Annotated in this window: 16 protein-coding genes and 1 pseudogene; 13 read left to right on the top strand and 4 right to left on the bottom strand. The window is 35.6% G+C overall.

All coding sequences use genetic code 11. The features are described 5' to 3' along the window. Positions 1-216: 216 nt before the first annotated feature. The gene (locus ACODST_RS02885; RefSeq protein ID WP_488930609.1) at positions 217-921 is read left to right on the top strand and encodes a hypothetical protein; all 705 of its coding nucleotides are present in this window, start codon (positions 217-219) and stop codon (positions 919-921) included. A gap of 438 nt (positions 922-1,359) precedes the next feature. Here ACODST_RS02885 and ACODST_RS02880 read toward each other — a convergent pair whose 3' ends face one another. Further along, positions 1,360-1,989: a nitroreductase family protein gene (locus ACODST_RS02880; RefSeq protein ID WP_488930608.1), complete on the bottom strand. Its 630-nt coding sequence runs from the start codon at positions 1,987-1,989 to the stop codon at positions 1,360-1,362. A 268-nt stretch (positions 1,990-2,257) separates the two neighbouring features. Between ACODST_RS02880 and ACODST_RS02875 the strand changes: the two genes are divergently transcribed. From ACODST_RS02875 to ACODST_RS02835, 9 genes and pseudogenes are all read left to right on the top strand, one after another. Next, complete coding sequence (locus tag ACODST_RS02875) at positions 2,258-3,307, top strand: DUF1852 domain-containing protein (protein WP_488930607.1); 1,050 nt, start codon at positions 2,258-2,260, stop codon at positions 3,305-3,307. A gap of 30 nt (positions 3,308-3,337) precedes the next feature. Further along, positions 3,338-4,369: a methionine synthase gene (locus ACODST_RS02870; RefSeq protein WP_488930606.1), complete on the top strand. Its 1,032-nt coding sequence runs from the start codon at positions 3,338-3,340 to the stop codon at positions 4,367-4,369. Between the two features lie 58 nt (positions 4,370-4,427). Continuing rightward, entirely contained in the window at positions 4,428-5,420 is a 993-nt protein-coding gene (locus ACODST_RS02865) for a bile acid:sodium symporter family protein (protein WP_488930605.1), read from the top strand. Between the two features lie 104 nt (positions 5,421-5,524). After that, positions 5,525-5,626 (top strand): annotated as a pseudogene (locus ACODST_RS02860) (AsnC family transcriptional regulator); the annotation flags it as partial. Between the two features lie 209 nt (positions 5,627-5,835). Further along, complete coding sequence (locus ACODST_RS02855) at positions 5,836-6,513, top strand: response regulator transcription factor (RefSeq protein WP_488930604.1); 678 nt, start codon at positions 5,836-5,838, stop codon at positions 6,511-6,513. Beyond that, positions 6,510-7,793 (top strand): sensor histidine kinase, encoded by a 1,284-nt coding sequence (locus ACODST_RS02850; RefSeq protein ID WP_488930603.1) that lies wholly within the window; start codon positions 6,510-6,512, stop codon positions 7,791-7,793. The genes ACODST_RS02855 and ACODST_RS02850 overlap by 4 nt, the downstream gene beginning before the upstream one ends. A 66-nt stretch (positions 7,794-7,859) precedes the next feature. Next, entirely contained in the window at positions 7,860-8,663 is an 804-nt protein-coding gene (locus ACODST_RS02845) for an HAEPLYID family protein (RefSeq protein ID WP_488930602.1), read from the top strand. Between the two features lie 60 nt (positions 8,664-8,723). Then, positions 8,724-9,170: a PepSY-like domain-containing protein gene (locus ACODST_RS02840; RefSeq protein ID WP_488930601.1), complete on the top strand. Its 447-nt coding sequence runs from the start codon at positions 8,724-8,726 to the stop codon at positions 9,168-9,170. Position 9,171: 1 nt separating this feature from the next. Then, positions 9,172-9,918: a DUF2490 domain-containing protein gene (locus tag ACODST_RS02835; RefSeq protein ID WP_488930600.1), complete on the top strand. Its 747-nt coding sequence runs from the start codon at positions 9,172-9,174 to the stop codon at positions 9,916-9,918. Between the two features lie 53 nt (positions 9,919-9,971). Here the strand turns inward: ACODST_RS02835 and ACODST_RS02830 are convergent, their stop codons facing one another. Genes ACODST_RS02830 through ACODST_RS02820 form a run of 3 tightly spaced genes read right to left on the bottom strand, consistent with a single transcriptional unit; the run spans position 9,972 to position 15,708 of the window. Then, the gene (locus ACODST_RS02830) at positions 9,972-11,408 is read right to left on the bottom strand and encodes a TolC family protein (RefSeq protein WP_488930599.1); all 1,437 of its coding nucleotides are present in this window, start codon (positions 11,406-11,408) and stop codon (positions 9,972-9,974) included. Next, on the bottom strand, positions 11,398-14,604 hold the full coding sequence (locus ACODST_RS02825; protein WP_488930598.1) for an efflux RND transporter permease subunit: 3,207 nt from the start codon (positions 14,602-14,604) through the stop codon (positions 11,398-11,400). The genes ACODST_RS02830 and ACODST_RS02825 overlap by 11 nt, the downstream gene beginning before the upstream one ends. 21 nt (positions 14,605-14,625) lie before the next feature. Beyond that, positions 14,626-15,708 carry an efflux RND transporter periplasmic adaptor subunit gene (locus ACODST_RS02820; RefSeq protein ID WP_488930597.1) on the bottom strand — a complete coding sequence of 361 codons (1,083 nt, stop codon included), beginning with the start codon at positions 15,706-15,708 and terminating at the stop codon, positions 14,626-14,628. Positions 15,709-17,007: 1,299 nt separating this feature from the next. On the opposite strand from ACODST_RS02820, the gene ACODST_RS02815 reads away from it, so the two are divergent. From ACODST_RS02815 to ACODST_RS02805, 3 genes are all read left to right on the top strand, one after another. Further along, entirely contained in the window at positions 17,008-17,379 is a 372-nt protein-coding gene (locus ACODST_RS02815; protein ID WP_488930596.1) for a hypothetical protein, read from the top strand. A 283-nt stretch (positions 17,380-17,662) separates the two neighbouring features. Continuing rightward, positions 17,663-18,583, top strand: a complete 921-nt coding sequence (locus ACODST_RS02810; RefSeq protein WP_488930595.1) for a hypothetical protein — start codon at positions 17,663-17,665, stop codon at positions 18,581-18,583. Between the two features lie 4 nt (positions 18,584-18,587). Continuing rightward, entirely contained in the window at positions 18,588-20,567 is a 1,980-nt protein-coding gene (locus ACODST_RS02805; RefSeq protein ID WP_488930594.1) for a TonB-dependent receptor plug domain-containing protein, read from the top strand. Positions 20,568-20,571: the final 4 nt, after the last annotated feature.

The following is a 20,571-nucleotide window of genomic DNA, read 5'->3' as shown; positions in this document are numbered from 1 at the left end:
TGAAATTGAACAGTGACATTATTTCCATAAATAATTTAGGAACATTGAATAAACCGCTTTAAAGGATATTATATACTTTGATATTTTGTGCAGTGTTATTTTTTATTTTTATTTTGGCAGACAGACATCAGCTATTACTAAATACAAATACAGGATTTACGGAATAGTTGAAATTAATTTAATAATTTACTGAGAATAGTAGTAAATAAAAAAACAATGACAGAACAGAATTCGATTAAGGCTTTTCATGATTACTATACAGAATTCCCCTATGATATGATCGAAATTAAATTTTCTTTTACTCTTGGCGGAAGTTATGATGTTGAAGTTTGTTATTTTAATAATGGAACTAAAAAAGAAACAGCTTTGGATGGAAGGGAACTGTTTGTTTATGAGCGTCATATTTATGAAATTTTTAAGAACAGATTAGGAACAGATACTCAGTTTAATCATCTGGTATTCCAGATTCAGAATAATGGACTTTATTCAAGTGAGTATAGATGGGAAAGTGATGAGGCAAAGAAAAATCTACTGGATTATGCCAATATATTTTACCAGTGGGTAAATGGCCGTATAATGTCTATGATATTTGAATATGAAAAAGATAATGGTCTTCTGCCAGTGCAGTATGATGAAGATGGGGATTTAGAGTACTTAAGTTCCTGGGACAGCGGTAAGTTTATTTTTCACATCAACGATAAAGAGGAGCTGAAGCATAGCATTGAGCTGGTAAAAGATGGAGAAAAAAGAATGTTGGACATGCCTTTGAAAGACTACTTTATTCAGTCAATTCTGGAACATCATAAAGAAACGCATAATGAGCTGGCTGATGACTGGAAACCTTGGAATACCATGGTAGTAGAATCACCTCATAATGATATTCCTTATGATAAAAGGGAAGAGTTTGTGAGGTATCTTTAGTTAAATTATTTGAAATTGCTGTATTCAGTATAAAAAATTACGATACATCAAAAGAAAAATATCCTATGTTCTTAACGGGGTTTCAAACCATTGTCGAGCTTCGGTTAAATCTCTAATAAAGTGACTTTAAGACTATTTTTCAAAACAGGTTAAGAAATCCTTTTGATAAATTCCTGATAATAAAATATAACAGTCTCAAAAGAAAACAAGTTAGTTTTTAGTGAAATTATATAATAATTCGGAGATTATTCAAATCAAAATTTGGTAAGGATTTTTAGAATTTTCATTTGACTCTAATCTAATCAGAAAGGAATTGTGCTCTACATTTAATTTGCTGATTTTCTGTGTAAATTAAAAAAATAACTTAACTCATTAATGACTTTTAACTGAACTTAAAAATTAATTTAGGTATACTTTTGCCGTAATAGTTAACCGTATTTAATAAACTTTAGTTATCATTTCATCTATAGGCAGACGCACTTTTTTCATAGCTGCCATATAGTCTTTTTCCAAATCACGATATCCTAAAGCGAGGATAACTGCAGCATGCAGCCCTTTCTCTTTCAAACCCAAAACTTCATCGACAATATCGGCATTAAATCCTTCGATAGGGGTAGCGTCCACTTTCAATTCTGCTGCGGCAATTAATGCAGTTCCTAGTGCAATATAAGCCTGTTTAGACGCCCAAATAGCTTTTTGTTCTGTATCAATAGCTCCAAAATAGGAATGCAATCCATTTCTAAATCCTGATAAGGCACCAGCATCAAGACCTCTTTGTTTTTCTGTCATTGCCATGTAATTGTCAATGTAAGCCGGAGTCATGTCATTGAAGGCAGCAAAGACCAGCAAATGAGAGCAGGAACTAATTTGTTTATTATACGAATCAGCACCTAATTTGTTTTGAATTTCCGGATTGCTTATAACAAAAACACGGTAAGATTGCAGTCCGCAGGAAGACGCTGAGAGATTTATAGCCTCTAATATCTGATCAATCTTTTCTTCTGCTACTTTAATGCTGGAATAAGCTTTGACGGCGTAGCGCCATTTTAAATTTTCTATTAAATTCATTACTGTATCTATCTTAATTTTTGGCAAAGATAGAGTATATTGTTTTCTTTTTCGAGGCTTGAATGGCTATGGAAAACTCCAAATCAGTCCTATTCCGGTTCTCTAAAGAATAATTATCTGTTTTTCTTCATTATTGCATTTGTAAAAAGATTAATAATCTTTAAAAGTGTTTAAAAAAAGATTAATTAACTGATTTTTTTTATTTTGTAAAATATTAAATCTTTTATTTTCAAATTTGCAGGGTAAATAAACTAAACCTTGTCATCAGATGAAAGCGAACATACAAGAAGATTTAAGAAACAAAAATCAGGATATTGAAATTACCCAGAATACAATCAAGAATGATTTTGTTTTCACGCTAAAAAGCACTTGTTTAGATGAAAATTATCACCCCTCAAGTAAAACGCGTCTGACAACCAATTTTGCCAACCTGGCCAGAGGAGCTAGTCGCCAGCAAAACTTGCGTAATGCCTTAAATATGATTAACAATCGGTTCAATGCATTGGCTCATTTGGATAATCCAAAAGGGGACCGTTACCATGTGGAACTTGAAATCCTCACAGTGACGATGAGTATTGATGATCAGAATGGCAATAATGATCTGCCGATGATTGAAGTTTTAAAAACGAATATTTTTGACCATAAGACTGGCCAGCAAATCGAAGGGGTTGCCGGAAATAATTATTCTTCTTATGTTCGGGATTATGATTTCAGTATTTTATTGATCGAACACAATAAAAATAAAACTGCTTTTTCTGTTCCTGAAAATTTTGGTGATTTGCACGGAAAACTTTATAAATGCTTTGTGAATTCAGTCACTTATAAAGAGTACTTTAAGATGTCACCAATCATTTGTCTAAGTGTATCGGGCAACAAAACGTATACCCGTATGGAGTATCAGCATCCGGTTCTGGGCTTTGAATATCTGCAGAGCGAGTATTCTCTCACTGATGAATATTTTTCTAAAATGGGTTTAAAAGTTCGTTTTTTCATGCCTGCGAACAGTGTGGCACCAATGGCTTTTTATCATTCCGGAGATCTGCTTGCAGATTATACAGATCTTGGACTAATCAGCTCAATCAGTACAATGGAGACTTTCCAGAAAATTTACCGTCCTGAAATTTACAATGCCAATTCAGTGGCTGGGAAAATCTACCAGCCTAGTCTTAAACACGAAGATTATTCGCTTACCCGCGTCGAATATGACCGCGAAGAACGCAGCCGACTGGCTGTTGAACAGGGTAAATATGCAGAAGAGCATTTCATTAAACCTTATAAAAATGTTCTGGAGCAGTGGTCTGCTAATTTTACCCTTTAATTGATTACAACGCATTAAAATTATACTATTATGAAGAAGTTACTATTACCCACCTCGATTGTTGGAAGTTTACCCAAACCTGCCTGGCTTGCGCCGCCAGAAAAACTTTGGTCACCCTGGAAATTAGAAGGAGAGCAGTTAATTGAAGGAAAACAGGATGCGTTGCGCATTTCTCTGCAGGAACAGCAATTGGCTGGTCTGGATATCATTTGTGATGGCGAGCAGACACGCCAGCATTTTGTAACGACTTTTATCGAGCATTTAACCGGGGTAGATTTTGAAAATCGCAAAACTGTGAGAATCCGTGACCGTTATGATGCGAGTGTTCCTATGGTTGTAGGTGATGTTGCACGCCAAAAAGCAGTTTTTGTGGAAGATGCTGAATTTTTACGCAAACAGACAAATAAACCTATAAAATGGGCATTGCCAGGTCCGCTGACTATGGTAGATACCTTGTACGATGACCATTATAAAAGCCGTGAAAAACTGGCGTGGGAATTTGCAAAAGCACTTAATGAAGAAGCAAGAGAACTTCAGGATGCAGGAGTAGATATTATTCAGTTTGATGAACCTGCGTTTAATGTGTTTTTTGATGAAGTAAACGATTGGGGAATGGCAGCCTTAGAAAGAGCCATTGAAGGTTTACACTGCCAGACTGCGGTACATATTTGTTACGGTTATGGAATACAGGCCAATACGGATTGGAAAAAGACATTAGGTTCAGAGTGGCGCCAATACGAAGAAATTTTTCCGAAAATTCAAAAATCTAAAATTGATGTGGTGTCACTAGAATGCCACAACTCCAATGTGCCTTTAGATTTAATGGAATTGGTTCGCGGTAAAAAAGTAATGGTTGGCGCTATTGATGTGGCAACCAACACTATCGAAACACCCGAAGAAGTAGCCAATACCCTGCGTAAAGCTCTTGAGTTTGTAGATGCCGAAAATCTTTACCCTTCTACAAACTGCGGTATGGCTCCTTTGTCCCGAAACGTAGCCAGCGGTAAGTTAAATGCTTTAAGCGCAGGAGCAGAAATTATACGCAAAGAACTTGGGATTTAGTCGTAAATATATTAATAATGGAGTCTATATCTCCAAGCAGGAATAATATTAAAAAACATTGAAGAAATTATTAGAAGTATTAAAAAAAGCAGGTTTCGACGGTTTCCTGTTAATGATAGCCACCATGATTCTGATGGCTTATTTTTTGCCAAAGCCAGGTATGATCAAAGAACCTGTTTCGCTGGAGGAAATTGCTAATGCAGGCGTATCGTTGATTTTCTTGTTTTACGGAATGCGACTGAGTGTTGAGAAACTAAAAGCCGGGCTTGCCAATTGGAGAATGCACATTATCGTGCAGTTGACGACCTTTTTGTTTTTTCCGCTTCTTGTTTTGGCATTTCGCCCATTGTTTGTCAATAACGGCTTCGAGCTGCTTTGGCTGGGCGTATTTTTCCTGGCAGCTTTACCGTCTACAGTATCTTCTTCTGTGGTCATGGTTTCTATTGCCAAAGGAAATATTCCTGCCGCCATTTTCAATGCGAGTATTTCAAGTTTGATTGGAGTAGTGGTTACGCCGCTTTGGGTTGGATTGTTCATAGCTTCTGCAACAGGTAATTTTGATGTTACCGATATCGTCATAAAGCTGGTTCTTCAAGTTTTGCTGCCTGTCATCATTGGTATCTGCCTCAACTCCCGTTTTGGAGCCATTGCCGAAAAATATAAAAAACAGCTCAAATATTTCGATCAGGCAGTCATCCTGACCATTATTTACACGTCGTTTTGCAAATCATTCTCCGAACATCTTTTTGAAGGCTTCACCGCTCTTGAACTTGCCGGACTAGCTGCAGGGATGATGGCACTGTTTTTTGCTGTATTCTTTTGTGTCGGACTATTCAGCCGTCTGCTTGGTTTTTCAGATGAAGATCGTATTACTGTTTTATTCTGCGGGTCTAAGAAGTCATTGGTGCACGGAACTGTCATGTCAAAAGTCCTCTTTCAGCACAGTACCATGACCGGGATTGTATTGCTGCCGCTCATGCTGTATCATGCCTTGCAATTGATTGCCGCCAGCATCATTGCTCAGGGTATGGCCCGAAGAAAAGACGTATAATTTTTATATTGTTTTTGATTGTATTTGAACAATTTTATTCTGATTTGGAAATTAACTAAAATCATTTAGATTAAATTTTTTTCTGAAGAAGACAGATGCCACGAGATTACGATTTTTTAATGAAAGTTTCTGCTAAAGATAGGAAGTATTATCAGGATTTTGTGTTTAATAAATTGGGATCAGTTGAAAGCACAGGCTGTACCTAAAGCAACTTTGTTAGGTTGGAGATAAAAAATCTGTATGGTTATAAGTCTTTTCCAATTTTTACAAAAAAAATGTGATAGTTAAACAACTGGTTAAAAGTTATTTAATACTTATTCAGCATAGCATTTTGTGTGTGAAATAGTAATAATTCCACTAGCCAGAATTGTGAGATTCCCAATTCTTTCCAGATTTGATTACATATCTTTGCAGTATGAAAATCCTAATTGTTGAAGACGAAAAAGAACTGCTGAAATCCATTTGTGATTCATTACTTCAGGAACAGTATCTGATTGAAATTGCGGAAGATTATCAAATTGCAGATGAGAAAATAAATATGTATACTTATGATTGCATTCTTCTTGATGTGATGCTGCCCGGGGGAAGTGGATTACTGCTTTTGCAAGAGTTGAAGAATCTCGGTAAATCTGAAAATGTTATTATTATTTCCGCAAAAGATTCACTTGAAGACAAATTAAAGGGATTAGAGCTTGGAGCCGATGATTATTTAACTAAACCATTTCATAATGCAGAACTTAATGCGAGAATAAAAGCTGTTCTGCGCAGGAAAAACCTCGATGGAAAAAATTCTATTATAATTGGAAATGCAGAGTTAGATCTGACAGAAAGAACTTTAACGGTTAATGGAATTAATCAGTCACTGAACAGAAAAGAATTTGATATTCTCAATTATTTTCTGATGAATAAAAATAGGCTCGTAAGCAAGACTGCTTTGGCAGAACATGTCTGGGGCGATAATATTGATCAGGCAGACAATTTTGATTTTATTTATTATCAGATAAAAAATTTAAGAAAGAAACTGCAGCAAAGTGATGCAGAGATAGAAATCGAGGCCGTCTACGGAATAGGTTACAAACTAAGAGAAAAATGAAACTGCTCAACCGTTCGCTTCTTCATCTGATGGGCTGGCTGCTGCTGGTTGTAAGTTTGTGGTCTGTTGTTTTTTATTTCAATATGCTTAATGAAATTAAAGGAAGCGTAGACGAGGAACTGGAAAACTATAAAAGACAGATTGTATATAAAGCGGGTAAAGATGCTTCTATATTACAGCAGAAAACATTTGATGAAGGTTTTTTTTCAATAAACCCAATAAGCAGAAAAGAGGCACTTGATTTTAAGGATACTTACGAAGATACTGAAATTTATGCCCAGGATGCAGATGATGAAGCTCCTGAATTAGAACCAGTCAGAATTCTGACTACAGTTTTTGAACAAAATGGACAATTCTATAAGCTGAAGATATTCAATAACATGGTCGAGGAGGACGACTTGGTTAAAGAATTGCTCTGGGATGCGTTTGGGCTGTATACCGTTTTGATTTTTAGTATTCTGGTTATTAATAATTTTGTTCTTCAAAAATTATGGAAGCCTTTTTACGAATTACTTCACTATTTAAACCACTACCGTCTTGGCAGAGGTGAAAGCTTTCCGCAGGTTGAAACAAAAACAAAAGAATTCTCAGATTTATTACTTTCTATAAAAACGCTCGTTCAGTACAGCGAAAGAACGTATCAGCAGCAGAGAGAATTTATCGGAAATGCTTCTCATGAACTGCAGACACCGCTGGCTATTGCCATAAGCAAGCTTGAATTAATGATTGAAAGTGAAAATTTTACAGCAGATCAGGCGGGTAAAATAGCTGAAATCATGGATATAACAGAAAGGCTGGTTCGGCTTAATAAATCATTATTGCTTCTCACTAAAATTGAAAATAAGCAGTTTTTTGATAATCGTGCAGTTTCGGTTAATGACATTGCTGCCAAAAACTTAAGCGATCTTCAGGATATTGCAGAATTTAAAGAAGTTGAGATTTCTTTTAATGAAAAATCAGAGCTGACAGTCAATGCAGATTCCGCTTTGATTGCTATTGTAGTTTCGAATCTTATGCGAAACGCCATCTTCCATAATATAAAAAATGGGAAAGTTGTTATAGAAATTTCCAACAATATGCTAAGTGTTAAAAACACTGGTCCTTCAGAAGCATTAGAGAAGGAAAAAATATTTACGCGTTTTCAGAAAAACAAGCAGAATCAGTCAGGAACTGGTCTGGGACTTGCCATTGTAAAAGCGATTGCAGAATTGTATGGTTTTTCGATTGCGTATGAATATAAAAATGAAATGCATCAATTTAATGTAGATTTTCAGTTTTAGACATATTCCCAATTCTTTCCAGATTGTTTCCAAATTTTTTCCTGATTCCTACAGTTGTTTTGCTGTATGAAGAAAATAAAATTAATCCTGACAATACTAATGTGCAGTACAGCGGGATGCTGTTTTACGTACGCACAATCACAACCGGAACCTGTTAAAATTTCTCATGCCGAACCGCTTTTTCAGGATTTGGTTAGAGATTTAGGAGCCAGAAAAGGAGAAAAAGAATTTAATTTCGGAGCCGATTTTTCGAGTGCCGAAAATTATAAGAAAAATGTTTTTTTAGCCGAATATGAGTTTGCTCCAATTAACAGATTAGGCTTAGAAATAGAAACTGATTTTTCGTTTTATAATCATGGAAATAAAACTGAAGAGTCAATTCCTGGAAATAAACTGGAAGGGCTCAGACTATCTGCCCAATATACATTTTTGGTTTCTAAAAAGGTGCAGCTATCTCTTGCAGTCGGATATACACAGGTTTTGGAATTCAACGAATTCCAAAATTTCGGAGAGAGAAAATTAATTACAGGTCTGGGATACAGTCCGTTTTTTGCAGCAGCAAAAAAATGGGGATCAAATTTTCACACCTTAGTTTATGCCTATCCGATGATTGAACAAGAAATGGGTAAAGCTGCAAATCTGGCGTACTGGCAGATTAATACTTCATTACTTTATACACTTCCCGGTACGAAGCATTTCATAGGTATTGAAGTGAACAAGGAAATTAACGGCAGTAAAATGATCACGACACTTCGTCCACAGGTAAAGCTTAAACTGGACTCGCATTTTGCAGTGGGTATTGTAACGGGAATTGCCCTGAATAAAACCGACAATAATTCTTCTTTCATTAGATTAATCTATGAACCTTAATTTAATTCCCAAAAGTTTCCAGAATCGTTTCAGAATTTAGCAGTATAAAATTTTAAGAACATGAAAAAATTGATTTTAAGTCTCAGTATTTTAACTTTTAGTTATAGCGGTGTTTCGGCGCAGGATGTTCATGCAAGTGAAGTTCCATCAGTTATTAGAAATAATTTTCAAAAAACATTTCCCAAAGCTTCAGACATCGATTGGGAAATAAAAGGTAATCTTTATGAAGTCGAATTTGAAACCGGCTTGTTGGGAGACGACCATAAGGCTCAATATTCCAGAGATGGAAAACTGGTAAGACATGAAGAAGAAATATCTAAAAGCAGTCTGCCAAAACCTGTCAGAACATCTATTACCAAATATTATTCAGGTTATAGAATAGATGATGTAAAAAGAATTTCAGAACAAGGAGAAGTAATTTATAAAACTGAATTAAAAAGTCTGAGCAATGAGTGGAAAGTAGTTTTTGATGCTCAGGGAAGAATTCTCCAAAAAAGAGAAGATTAAGATGAAAAGAATCTTTTGTCTTTTAATCGCATTATTTTATTTTTCAGTGCTTTCGGCACAAATCAGCCCGCCGGGTTTAGGAAGAGCTAAAACGGCAGGCTGGGCTGCAGCTGGAGTAAGATATGATTTAAGTAAAAAATGGAAGTCAATGACTTACTTTGGTTTGGGGAGAAAAAGTTCGGAAAGTACCTTAAATCCAATGGAAAAAGCTTCGATTATCGTTTTGAATCAGGAATTTTATCATCAGTTTCAAAGCAGCTGGAAATACTCGTTTGCTTTAAGTTTTCGAAATCAGCTTGAAAATGCAGAAGAACTGAATAGAGATTTCAATGTACAGGAGTTAAGGTTTTACAGTAGAGTTTCGTATGATTTTAAAACTTCGGTTTTGAAATTTACTCCCACATTCAGACAGGAATTCAGAAAGTTTTTTACATCAGATGATTTGACGGAGCAGGAATCTTTTGCTTTGCGGAGCCGTTTTCGTTTACAGATGAGTTTTTATGTGAATGAGGAGCATTCAGAAAAAATAATACTGAGTTCAGAGCAGCTTTTTTCAGCAGGTCTAAATCATACAGAAAAGGAATGGAGCGATCTGCATTATAAAGAAAGCCGCTTTTCAGCCTATTATTCGATAAGTCCAAAAGATTCTGTTCTAACTTACGATATAGGCTATATGAATGATTGGGTGGGAGGTGAGCATCCATACGATGTAAGTTATCTGGCTTTTGATGTAGTTTTTAATCTTTAATAAAAAAAGGAGACTAGTTTTTTAACTAATCTCCTTTCCAAAAATAAAAACTATTAGTTCCAGCCGCCTCCTAATGCTCTGTAAACATTAACGAAAGCATTCATCTGCTGTTTTTTGGTTTCTATAAGTTCAAACTTAGATTCTAAAGCGTCTTTTTGGGTCAGTAAAACTTCCATATAATCAGCTCTGGCAGAACTGAAAAGGTTATTGGATATTTGCACAGACTCGTTTAATGCCTGAACTTGTTTGGCTTTCAAATCATAACTTTGTTTTGTGTTCTCAATTTTAGACAATTGATTAGCAACTTCAACATAAGCATTGACCAAAGTTCTTTCATAATTGTAAACTGCCTGAATCTGTTTGGCACTTGCAGTTAGATAACTAGCTTTTATTGCATTTCTGTTAATTAAAGGCGCTACCAAATCACCTGCTATTGAATACAATAAAGACTCTGGTGAAGTCAACAAATATTTAGTATTAAAAGCCTCATATCCAATTCCCGCTGAAATCCCAAGCGAAGGATAAAACTGCGCTTTAGCTGATTTTATATCCAGTTTTGCAGCGATTAATTCCATTTCTGCTTTTTTAATATCCGGACGATTTTCCAGAAGCTGAGAGGGTATTCCGGCATGAACATCCGCAGGAGTTATAGTACTGAAAGTATCGCTGTTCCTTGCAATTTTCTGAGGGAAACGACCCAATAAAAAATTGATCTTATTTTCAGTTTCCGTAATCTGCTGCTGAATATCAAACTGCAGACTTTGTGTGCTTAAAATCTGAGCTTCAAATCTGCGCACCGCCAGTTCGTTGACTCTGGCAGCTTCTTTTTGAATTTTTACAACTTTTAAAGCATTAGACTGAATATCAATATTTTGTTTGATAATTTCCAGCTGATTGTCCAAAGCCAAAAGTTCATAATACGAATCTGCTATTTCTGCAATCAGATTGGTAACTACAAAATTCTTCCCTTCAATAGAACCTAAATAACGATTCAAAGCTGCTTTTTTAGCATTATGAAGTTTGTTCCAAATGTCTATTTCCCAGCTTGATGTAAGTGCAAAACGAAAATTTGGCAACGGATCCGGAGTTTCTTTGCCAGGCATAATTTCAGTTGTAGCTTCACCGGATCCCGTGCTTGTATATCTTCCGGATTTAGTTACATCGGCACCGGCACTAAAACCTACAAATGGCAGGTATTCTCCTTTTCGGGCTTTTACCTCACTTTTTGCAATTTCGATTTCCTGAAGCGTAATATTTAACTCCTGATTATTTTTCAGAGCAATATCAATCAGGTTGTTTAAGTTTTCATCTGTAAAATAACTTTTCCATTTTACTTTTCCGGTGTTGAGTGTATCTAAACCATTATTGGCGTAAGTTTCGGGTACCGTTTTGTTTTCATTTTTTTCTACTATGGCAGGAGTTTTACAGCCAGCGATAGAAAGTAATACGCAGGCGATACCTGCGTATTTTATATTTCTGTTATTCTTCATTTTCCTCTGTTTGATTGTTTTTCGAAAAATCATCTACATGATGCATAAATTCATCAGACAATGAACTTTCTTCTTCACCTTTAATTAGTTTTCTGCCTTCGGCCATTGAACCAAATATGTAGTAAAGTCCCGGAACGATAATTACACCGAAAATAGTTCCGAAAAGCATTCCTCCAAGGGCAGAACCTCCAATAGTTCTGTTACCAATTGCACCGGCACCTGAAGCAAAAATCAAAGGGATTAGACCGGCAATAAAGGCAAAGGATGTCATTAAGATTGGTCTAAAACGTACTTTTGCACCTTCAATAGCAGCCTCCAATATTGTAGCGCCTTGTTGATGTTTGAGCACCGCGAATTCGACTATCAGTACGGCATTTTTTCCAAGCAGTCCGACGAGCATGATCAATCCGATTTGGGCATAAATATCGTTTTGTAATCCCATCATTTGAAGAATTACAAAAGAACCTAAAATTCCAACAGGAATAGATAAAATTACAGACAGCGGAATAATAAAGCTTTCGTACTGTGCAGCAAGAACAAAATACACAAATGCCAATACAACAAGGAAGATGTAAAGCGATTCATTTCCTTTTGCGGCTTCATCATAAGATAAACCTTCCCAGGCAATATCATAGCCTTTTGGAAGTGTTTTAAGAGCGGTTTCCTGTACGGCTTTAATAGCGTCAGCAGTTGTATATCCTTTTGCAGGTTGTCCCTGAATGGCTGCAGAATTGTACATATTATAGCGTGTTACCTCATTTGGTCCCTGCGTTTTTCTAAGCGTCATAAAAGCAGAGTAGGGAACCATTTCGCCGTGATCATTTTTCACAAAAAGATTCAGGACATCTGAAGGAAGTCTTCTGAATTTTGGATCAGACTGTACATACAATTTAAAGAAACGCCCAAATTTGATGAATCCCTGTTCGTAAGTACTTCCGATTAAAATATTAAGGTTTTCCATGGCTTTACCAATAGAAACTCCTTTTTGCATTGCCAAATCATTATTAATTTCCAGTTCATACTGTGGATAATTGGCGGCGAAGAAAGTAAACAGACCTGAAAGCTCTTTACGTTTCCCTAATTCAGTCATAAACTGTTTGTTGATTTTATCAAATTCCTGATAATTGGTACTCGTCGTTTTATCTAATAAACGCATCGAAAAGCCTCCTGAAGAACCAAATCCCGGAATCGCAGGCGGTTCAAAAAACTCTACAACAGCTCCCAGATCTTTTGATTTCTTTTCCAGTTCTTCCATGATTTCTGTTACAGAATGTTTTCTATCAGACCATGATTTTAGGTTGATCAGACAGGTTCCGGCATTAGATCCTCGACCTTCGGTCATAATTTCATAACCTGCTAATGATGAAACCGATTCAACTCCTTCAACACTTTCGCAGATTTTCTGTAATTTTTGTGCTACCTGATTGGTTCTTTCCAAAGTAGCTCCCGGTGGTGTCTGAATAATTCCGTAAATAGTTCCCTGATCTTCACTTGGAATAAATCCGGAAGGCAACACCTGGTTTTCTACAAAAATAAAAGCACAGAACGCAATCAGGATTCCAAAAGTCAATACACGTCTGCTTACAATTGATTTTAGAACTGTTACGTATTTTCCGGTAAGTCGTTCAAACCATCTGTTAAAAGCATCCAGTGATTTGGTCAGGATATTTCCTTTTTTCTCTTTTCCGTGATTATTTTTCAAAAGTATCGCACAAAGAACAGGAGTAAGGGTTAAAGCTACAATGGCAGAGATGATAATCGAACTTGACATGGTGACCGAGAACTGTCTGTAAAAAGTTCCAACTGGTCCCGACATAAACGAAACAGGAATAAATACAGATACCATTACGGCGGTAATAGCGATAATTGCGCCTCCAATTTCACCCAATACTAATTTAACGGCATGATAAGGTGTAATATGCGGAAATTCTTCAAACTTGGCATGGACGGCCTCGACGACGACAATGGCATTATCCACCACAATTCCGATCGCTAATACCAAAGAGAATAATGTCACCAAATTGATTGACATTCCAAAAAGCTGAATCACAAAGAAAGCCCCGACCAAAGAAACCGGAACAGCAATAATCGGGATTAAAGTCGAACGCCAGTCTCCTAAAAATATAAAAACCACTAAAGCAACCAGAATAAAGGCATCTCTCAAAGTATGCACTACCTGATCGATAGAAGCATCTAAGAATTGCGAAACGTCATAACTGATTTTATAATCCATTCCCGGAGGAAAGCTGCCTTTCATTTCTTCCAGTTTTGCTTTAACGGCATTAATTACATCGCTGGCATTACTTCCGTAGTTTTGTTTCAATACAATAGCAGCAGAAGGATGTCCGTCCAGATTCGAATAAATATCAAAGAATTCACTTCCTAATTCTACTTTTGCAATATCTTTTAAGCGAATGCTTTCTCCTTCAGAATTAGCACGTACAATAACATTTTCATATTGTTTGGGTTCGTCATATCTTCCTTTGTAAGTCAGTACATATTCTAAGGATTGTGCAGCAATTCCCGAACTCTGACCTAATCGTCCGGGACGACCAATAATACTTTGTTCCTGAAGCGCTTCCATTACTTCTTCAACAGAAATTTTATAAGCTCTCATTCTGTCAGGATTCAGCCATACACGCATGGCATATTTACGGCTTCCTAATATCTGAGTTCTCGCAACCCCTTTTACACGGCTGATTTCGGGAATCATCTTGACATCAGCATAGTTGTAGAGAAATTTCTCATCCATGCTTTTGCTTTTAGAATAAAGGTTGACATACATCAACATACTAGGCTGAATAGGAGTAATTACAACTCCTTCACGCTGAACTAGTTCAGGTAATAATGGCATTACCTGATCGACTCTTGTTTTCACCCTGATTACGGCTTCATTAGGATCGGTTCCCGGTTCAAATATTATTCTCAGTGTTGCTTCTCCGGCACTTGTAGCGTCTGTTGCCATGTAGCGGACACCTTCGGTACCATTAAGAGAGTTTTCTAAGGTAATTAAAGTTGATTTTACCAATACATCGGCACTTGCTCCGGGATAGGCAATAAAGATATTTACAGTGGTGGGCGCAATTTGTGGAAATTGCGATATAGGAAGCTGTTTGATGGACAGCGTACCTAGAAAGACAATTATAATCGAAATTATAATCGCAAATACGGGTCTATGTATAAATTTATTAAACATTTCTTCTTTTTTTAGATTCGGTTATTCTGCGTATAGCTCTAAATTGGACATAACCGATTGAGGTTTTAGTACTTCGTAGTTTATTTTGTCATTTTCTTTTACAAGACGAAGTCCCTCTAAAAGTATTTTATCATTGATTGATAAACCTTCTTTAATAACAAATAAGTGCGGCATTTCGGCAGCAATAACTACCTCTCTGGATTTTACAGTATTGTTTTTGTCAATTACGTAAACATATTTTTTATCCAAAACCTCGAAAGTTGCTTTCTGAGGAATCAGCATGGCTTTTTTCAGTTCAATCGGCATTTGAATACTTCCGGTTTCGCCATGTCTTAACAATCTTTTTGGATTAGGAAAAACGGCTCTGAATGGAATATTTCCGGTTTCATTATCAAAATCAGCTTCGATAGTTTCTACCACTCCGGAATAAGGGAATTTTTTGTTATTAGCCATCAAAAGATTAACTTTCATTTTACCGCTTTTTTCAGCCTTTTCCTGATAATCCAGATATTCAGATTCCGGTACATTATAATAAACCCACATAGAACTATTGTCTGCCAGTTCTGTCAGCAATTCTCCTTCATCTACCAAACTTCCCTGACGAACATGAAACTTGTCTATAATACCGTCAAAAGGTGCTCTGATTTCTGTAAACTGAAGATGTACTTTGCTTAAAGCCAGTTCGGCGTCTGCTTTTTCCAGTTTTGCTTTTGCCATTGCCAATTCGTTTGGAGAAACCACTTTTTCATCGGCTAGTTTTTTGGCATTTTGATATTCAATGGCGCTGTAACTTACTTCTGCTTTAGATTTTTTCATTTCTGCTTCGTAAAGTGCAGGCATAATTTTAAATAATAGCTGACCTTTTTTTACCATTTGTCCTTCGTCAACATAGATTTTTTCAAGATAACCGCGTTCTTGAGCTCTTATCTCAATATGTTGGATAGAATGTATCTGTGATACGTAATCTTTTGTAATGGTAGTATCTCTTTCAATTGGAGTAGTAACCACAAATTTGGTTTTTTCCTCTTTTTCTTCTTCTTTTTTGGAATTGCAGCCTGCAAAAACTAAGGCGCACAAACTCATGATCATGAAAATTCTTTTCATAATTATTTCAGCGTTAAAATGTAATTTATTTTTGATTTTTTAAATGAAAGGCCTTTGAGAACAGACCATAGAAGTTTATATCCGTCTATTTTCTAACAAGTAGAACACAGAGGATAAAAACAATAAGGAACCAGCTGCTTATAAAAGACAGCAGGGTTTAAAAATCAAATTCTGAAAACCTGAAATAACAGGTATACTTTGTTATAAAGTAAACTGAAAATTTTGCAGTCATCTACTTTTTGGGTAAAAGCAGTTGCAGCGACTGTAAATAGATTGCTGCAGTGAAAAATTAAAAAGTAATTGCTTTTAAGAAGCTGTTTTTCGGCTGAAGAAAAATTTTCTTCGTTTTCCTCATTATCAAAAAGACATATCTTTCTTTTAAAAGTCTCAGATGATCGTCCTCGATTGAGCTTGTGTTGATTATTTTGAATATTATTTACAACCGAACAGAAAGAGAATTTTTTATAAGTTACAATATTTGCATGTGCATAAACATTACCATATCCGTTTAGGAGAATGACAATTGAAAGTAAAAGTTTTGTGCACCAATTTTTCATAAGATTCACAAATTTAAATAATCAATGTCATAAAAACAATGCTGTAATACTATTAAATGGACATAATATTGTTTTATCAATCAACGTATTCTCTAATTAGCAACTTTATTTTTTTTTATTGAATATAAAGAGAATTAGTTAAAAATTATTCGAAGTACTATTCTTTAAAATAGGTTACAGTTCTATATTTTTTTGTGTTATAATTTCATTTTTCGTTTTCTGGTAAGAATTCTTTTCTGGTTCATTGAATCCAAAACGGAAATAAATGGATTATAGAAATTGAAGAATTTTTTACTTTAGTCATGGAGCGATCAAAGTAAATCCAATCGTTGTCATCTATGATTGTTTTTTTTAATGTTTTTTTTGGCACCAGATGTGTTTGTTGTTAATTGTTGCTTGATACATTTACAGATTAGCAACGATTTATAGTAGTATCATATAAAAGTAAAACAGTCTTCGGGCTGTTTTTTATTGGTTTCAGATTCGGGTTTAAAACTCTGCAATTTGTTGCAGTACTTTAGCAATGCGAAAAAATCTTTATCTTTAGTTTATGGCTGCAGATTTTAGGTTTTCATAGTAAGAGGGAGGGTTTTTTAATTTGGAAATAATCCTAAATCAAGCCGATTTGAAATGATCAGAAGGATTTTAATGGTTTAAAAATGATTTTTTTTGCAATAAAAGACGAGCATGACTGCAAATAATAGCATAAATAGTGTATTTTTGTGCGCAAATAAACAAGCAGTTGAAAAGACTAGTAATCATAACACTCTCCATTTTAATTTTGTCACCATCTTTTGGCAGCCTGTTTATATATACTGCATTTAAGTTAAATCAGTCTGAAATAGCTAAAACTATATGTGTGCAGCGAAAAATGGTCTTCAACAGCTGTAACGGCCGATGCGAACTTCAAAAAAGCATCAAAAAATACTCAGATAACGAAAGAAAAATGCAGGACAGTCTAAAAGAAAAATTAGAGATTGTTTATCTGCAGAATACTGCTGAAGTTGTTATTAATGCAGTTCCAGTTATCGAATCAAAAGAAAATACTTCTGTTTTATTTGAAAAGAAACCAATCGGGGCTTCTAATCTTACTTTTCATCCTCCGCTCGGATAACTTCGGGATCATTTTCTGTTTTTAAATCTAATGGCATTGTTCTTTTTGGAATGATGTAAAAAGAGGCAATATTTTGTATTTCCTAAATATTTGAATATTCAAGGAATTCAGTTTGAATCTGCGTTGGTTTTTATACAAAAAGAATTGATCTTATCCCTTCAATTGAAAATACTTTAAATCCATTTTCAATTCAAAACACCATTAAAATTTCACGGCATTTGGACTTTCCTAAAAGGAGGGTTTTATGCTGCATTTTAAAACGTTTTTCAAACATTCATTACCAATGAAATCTTTTAAAATTTTAGTCATTGCACTATTAAGTGTAATTACTTCCTGTACCATCGATAAAACAGATTATGAAGCTGAAATCGGTTCACAAGTTCCAGAATATTATGAGTTTAAAGAAGCCGTTTCGTTAACCAGTGGCAACTATAAAATTAGCATCGAAGCCTTAAACGGAACCTTTTATAAAGGCTACAACGAACTTCATCTAAAAGTGGTCAATACGCAGAACAATCAAACTGTAAATGCCTCCGAGGTGACTTTTTTGCCAGTTCTAAGTACTAACGGAACTTCAAGTTCTTGTCCGCACGAATACAATGTATCGTATGATGCGACAAATAAATATTTCGCTGGATATGCTGTTTTTACGAGTGAAACAGCAGTTTCAAACAACTGGAAATTATATGTAAGTTTTAAAGCTGACAATCAGAAATATGAAATCAATAAAGATATTTCGGTTGAAAAGCAGAGCAATAAAAACCTTAATATGACCTCTTTTACAGGAAAAGACAACGAACAATATGTAATTGCGTTAATTTCTCCGCAGAAACCAAAAGTGGCCGAAAATCCATTGGCTGCAGGTATTTACAAATACAATAAACCAACCACTCCAGCCGGAACTTTTCCGGATCCAACACAATTTTCATATTCAGAAGTAAGCGGTTATACTTTGAAATTAGATCCAAGAATGCCGGAACCTTCAATGGGAAATCATTCTTCGCCAAACAATCAGGATTTGACACAGCAAAATGACGGTTTGTACCATGGTGTTGTCAATTATACCATGACAGGAAATTGGACTTTGAATTTGATCCTAATGAACCAAAACGGATTGATTGTAAAGGGAACTGTTGTTCCAACCGATTTTACCCCTGGAGTAGAAGGAGTAAAGAGCGAATTATTTATTGATACTTTATTCTAACAGCATGAAATATAGTATATTATTTCTTTTTTTAGGAATGTCGGCAATGGCTCAAAATCCTCATGCACATCACGACAGCATTAAAAATTTAGAAGAAGTACAAGTAAAAAACGCTGCCAAAAAGAAAATTGAAACCGAAATGAAAATGGCAGTTTCAGTTGATGAATTTTTGTCTTCGGCTGATAATATCAGTTTTATCAAGCGCGGTGCGTATGCATGGGAACCGCTGTTGAATAATATGAGCACAGAACGTTCAACAGTGACCATCGACGGAATGCACATTTTTGGCGCTTGTACCGATAAAATGGATCCAATTACGTCTTATGTAGAAAGCAATAACCTTTCGGCAATTGATATAAAATCAGGACAGGAAGGAAGTTTGCACGGTTCTACTATTGCCGGAAGCATCGATTTAAAAAGAAAAAGTACACCCTTTGGTCTTGCCAAAAAATGGAACGGCGCTTACCAAAGCGGATTTGAATTCAATAACAAACAATTTTTTAATCTTGGAAACATAGCCTATTCAGGCGAAAAATTTGTTGCCGAAGGAAGTATTTCATACCGAAAAGCAGATGATTATTATGACGGAAACAATGACGAAGTAAAACATTCGCAATATAAAAAGTTCAATACATCATTAGGGTTTGCTTATAAAACAAGTGATTTATCTGCCGTAAGAGTAGACGCGATTTTTGATATGGCAAAAGATGTGGGTTATCCAGCGCTTCCAATGGATTTGTCGCTTTCTCGTGCGCTTATTACTTCAGCTTCGTACAAACAATTATTCGAAGACGGATTGGTAAAAGTGATTGATTCTAAGATTTATTTCAATGCAATCGAACATTATATGGACGATACGACGCGTCCGGAAAACCTAGTTCACATGGATATGCCGGGTTGGAGTACGACTTATGGACTGGTTTCGAAAGCCAATCTGAAAAAGAATAGTTATTCGTCTGAAATACAATTGAATGCTTATGATAATTTGTCTATTGCTGAAATGAGAATGTATCCGCAGGATAGAAGCGAAAGAACCATGTTTGCTTACAGTTGGCCGTGGGTTACGACTCGTTTTGCCGGACTTTCGATGAATAATTCCTGGGATCTTTCAGAGAAAAGTCAGGTGAATTTAAGCGGTTCTTTGGGAGTGAATTATAATTATTCCAAATATGTCGAATTCAACTGGATTTTTCATCCCGGAGCGCCGCAGGAAAAAACAAGATTTCTGCCAAGTTTACACGCTGGTTATAATCTGAACATCGATCAGTTTAATTTTTCTGTTGGAACAGGTTACGGACACAGAGCACCTTCTGTTTCTGAAGGTTACGGTTATTATATCTACAATAGTTTTGACCGTTATGATTACATTGGAAATCCTGATTTGAAAAATGAAATTTCGTATGAAGGAAATGCATCGGCTGGTTTTAAAAACGAAAGATTAAGTATTCAGGGAAAACTGAATTACTTCTATATAGAAAACTACATTATTGGTAGAATCCTAAGCATGGGAAGTCCGATGAATTATCAGTCGGTTGGTGTAAAAGGATATACTTCGTTAGATTATGCGACGCTTTTAAATATGTCTATAAATGTGAGTTACGATATTTTAGAACATTTACATTGGAACGGAACGGTAACATATGCTCGCGGAATGGATAATAACGGAGGAAATCTGCCTTTTATTCGTCCGTTAAGTTATCTGACTTCACTTCATTTTATGCATAAGAATTTCGGAATCCAAACTTCTGTAAATGGCGATTTCGAACAGCTTAATTACAGTCCGGAATACGGAGAAGACCAAACTCCGGCGTATGTAATCTGGAATCTTTCAGCCAATTATACTTTTAAAATCGATAAAGTAAAAGCCGTTGTTCAGGCTGGAGCAGAGAATTTATTAAATGAATATTACAGCACTTATGCCGACTGGGGAAATATTCCAAGAATGGGACGTAATATTTTTACTTCTTTAAAATTGAATTTCTAAGAAA

It is taken from the genome of Flavobacterium sp. FG19, from assembly GCF_057809475.1.
This window is presented reverse-complemented; position numbering and strand designations above follow the sequence as displayed.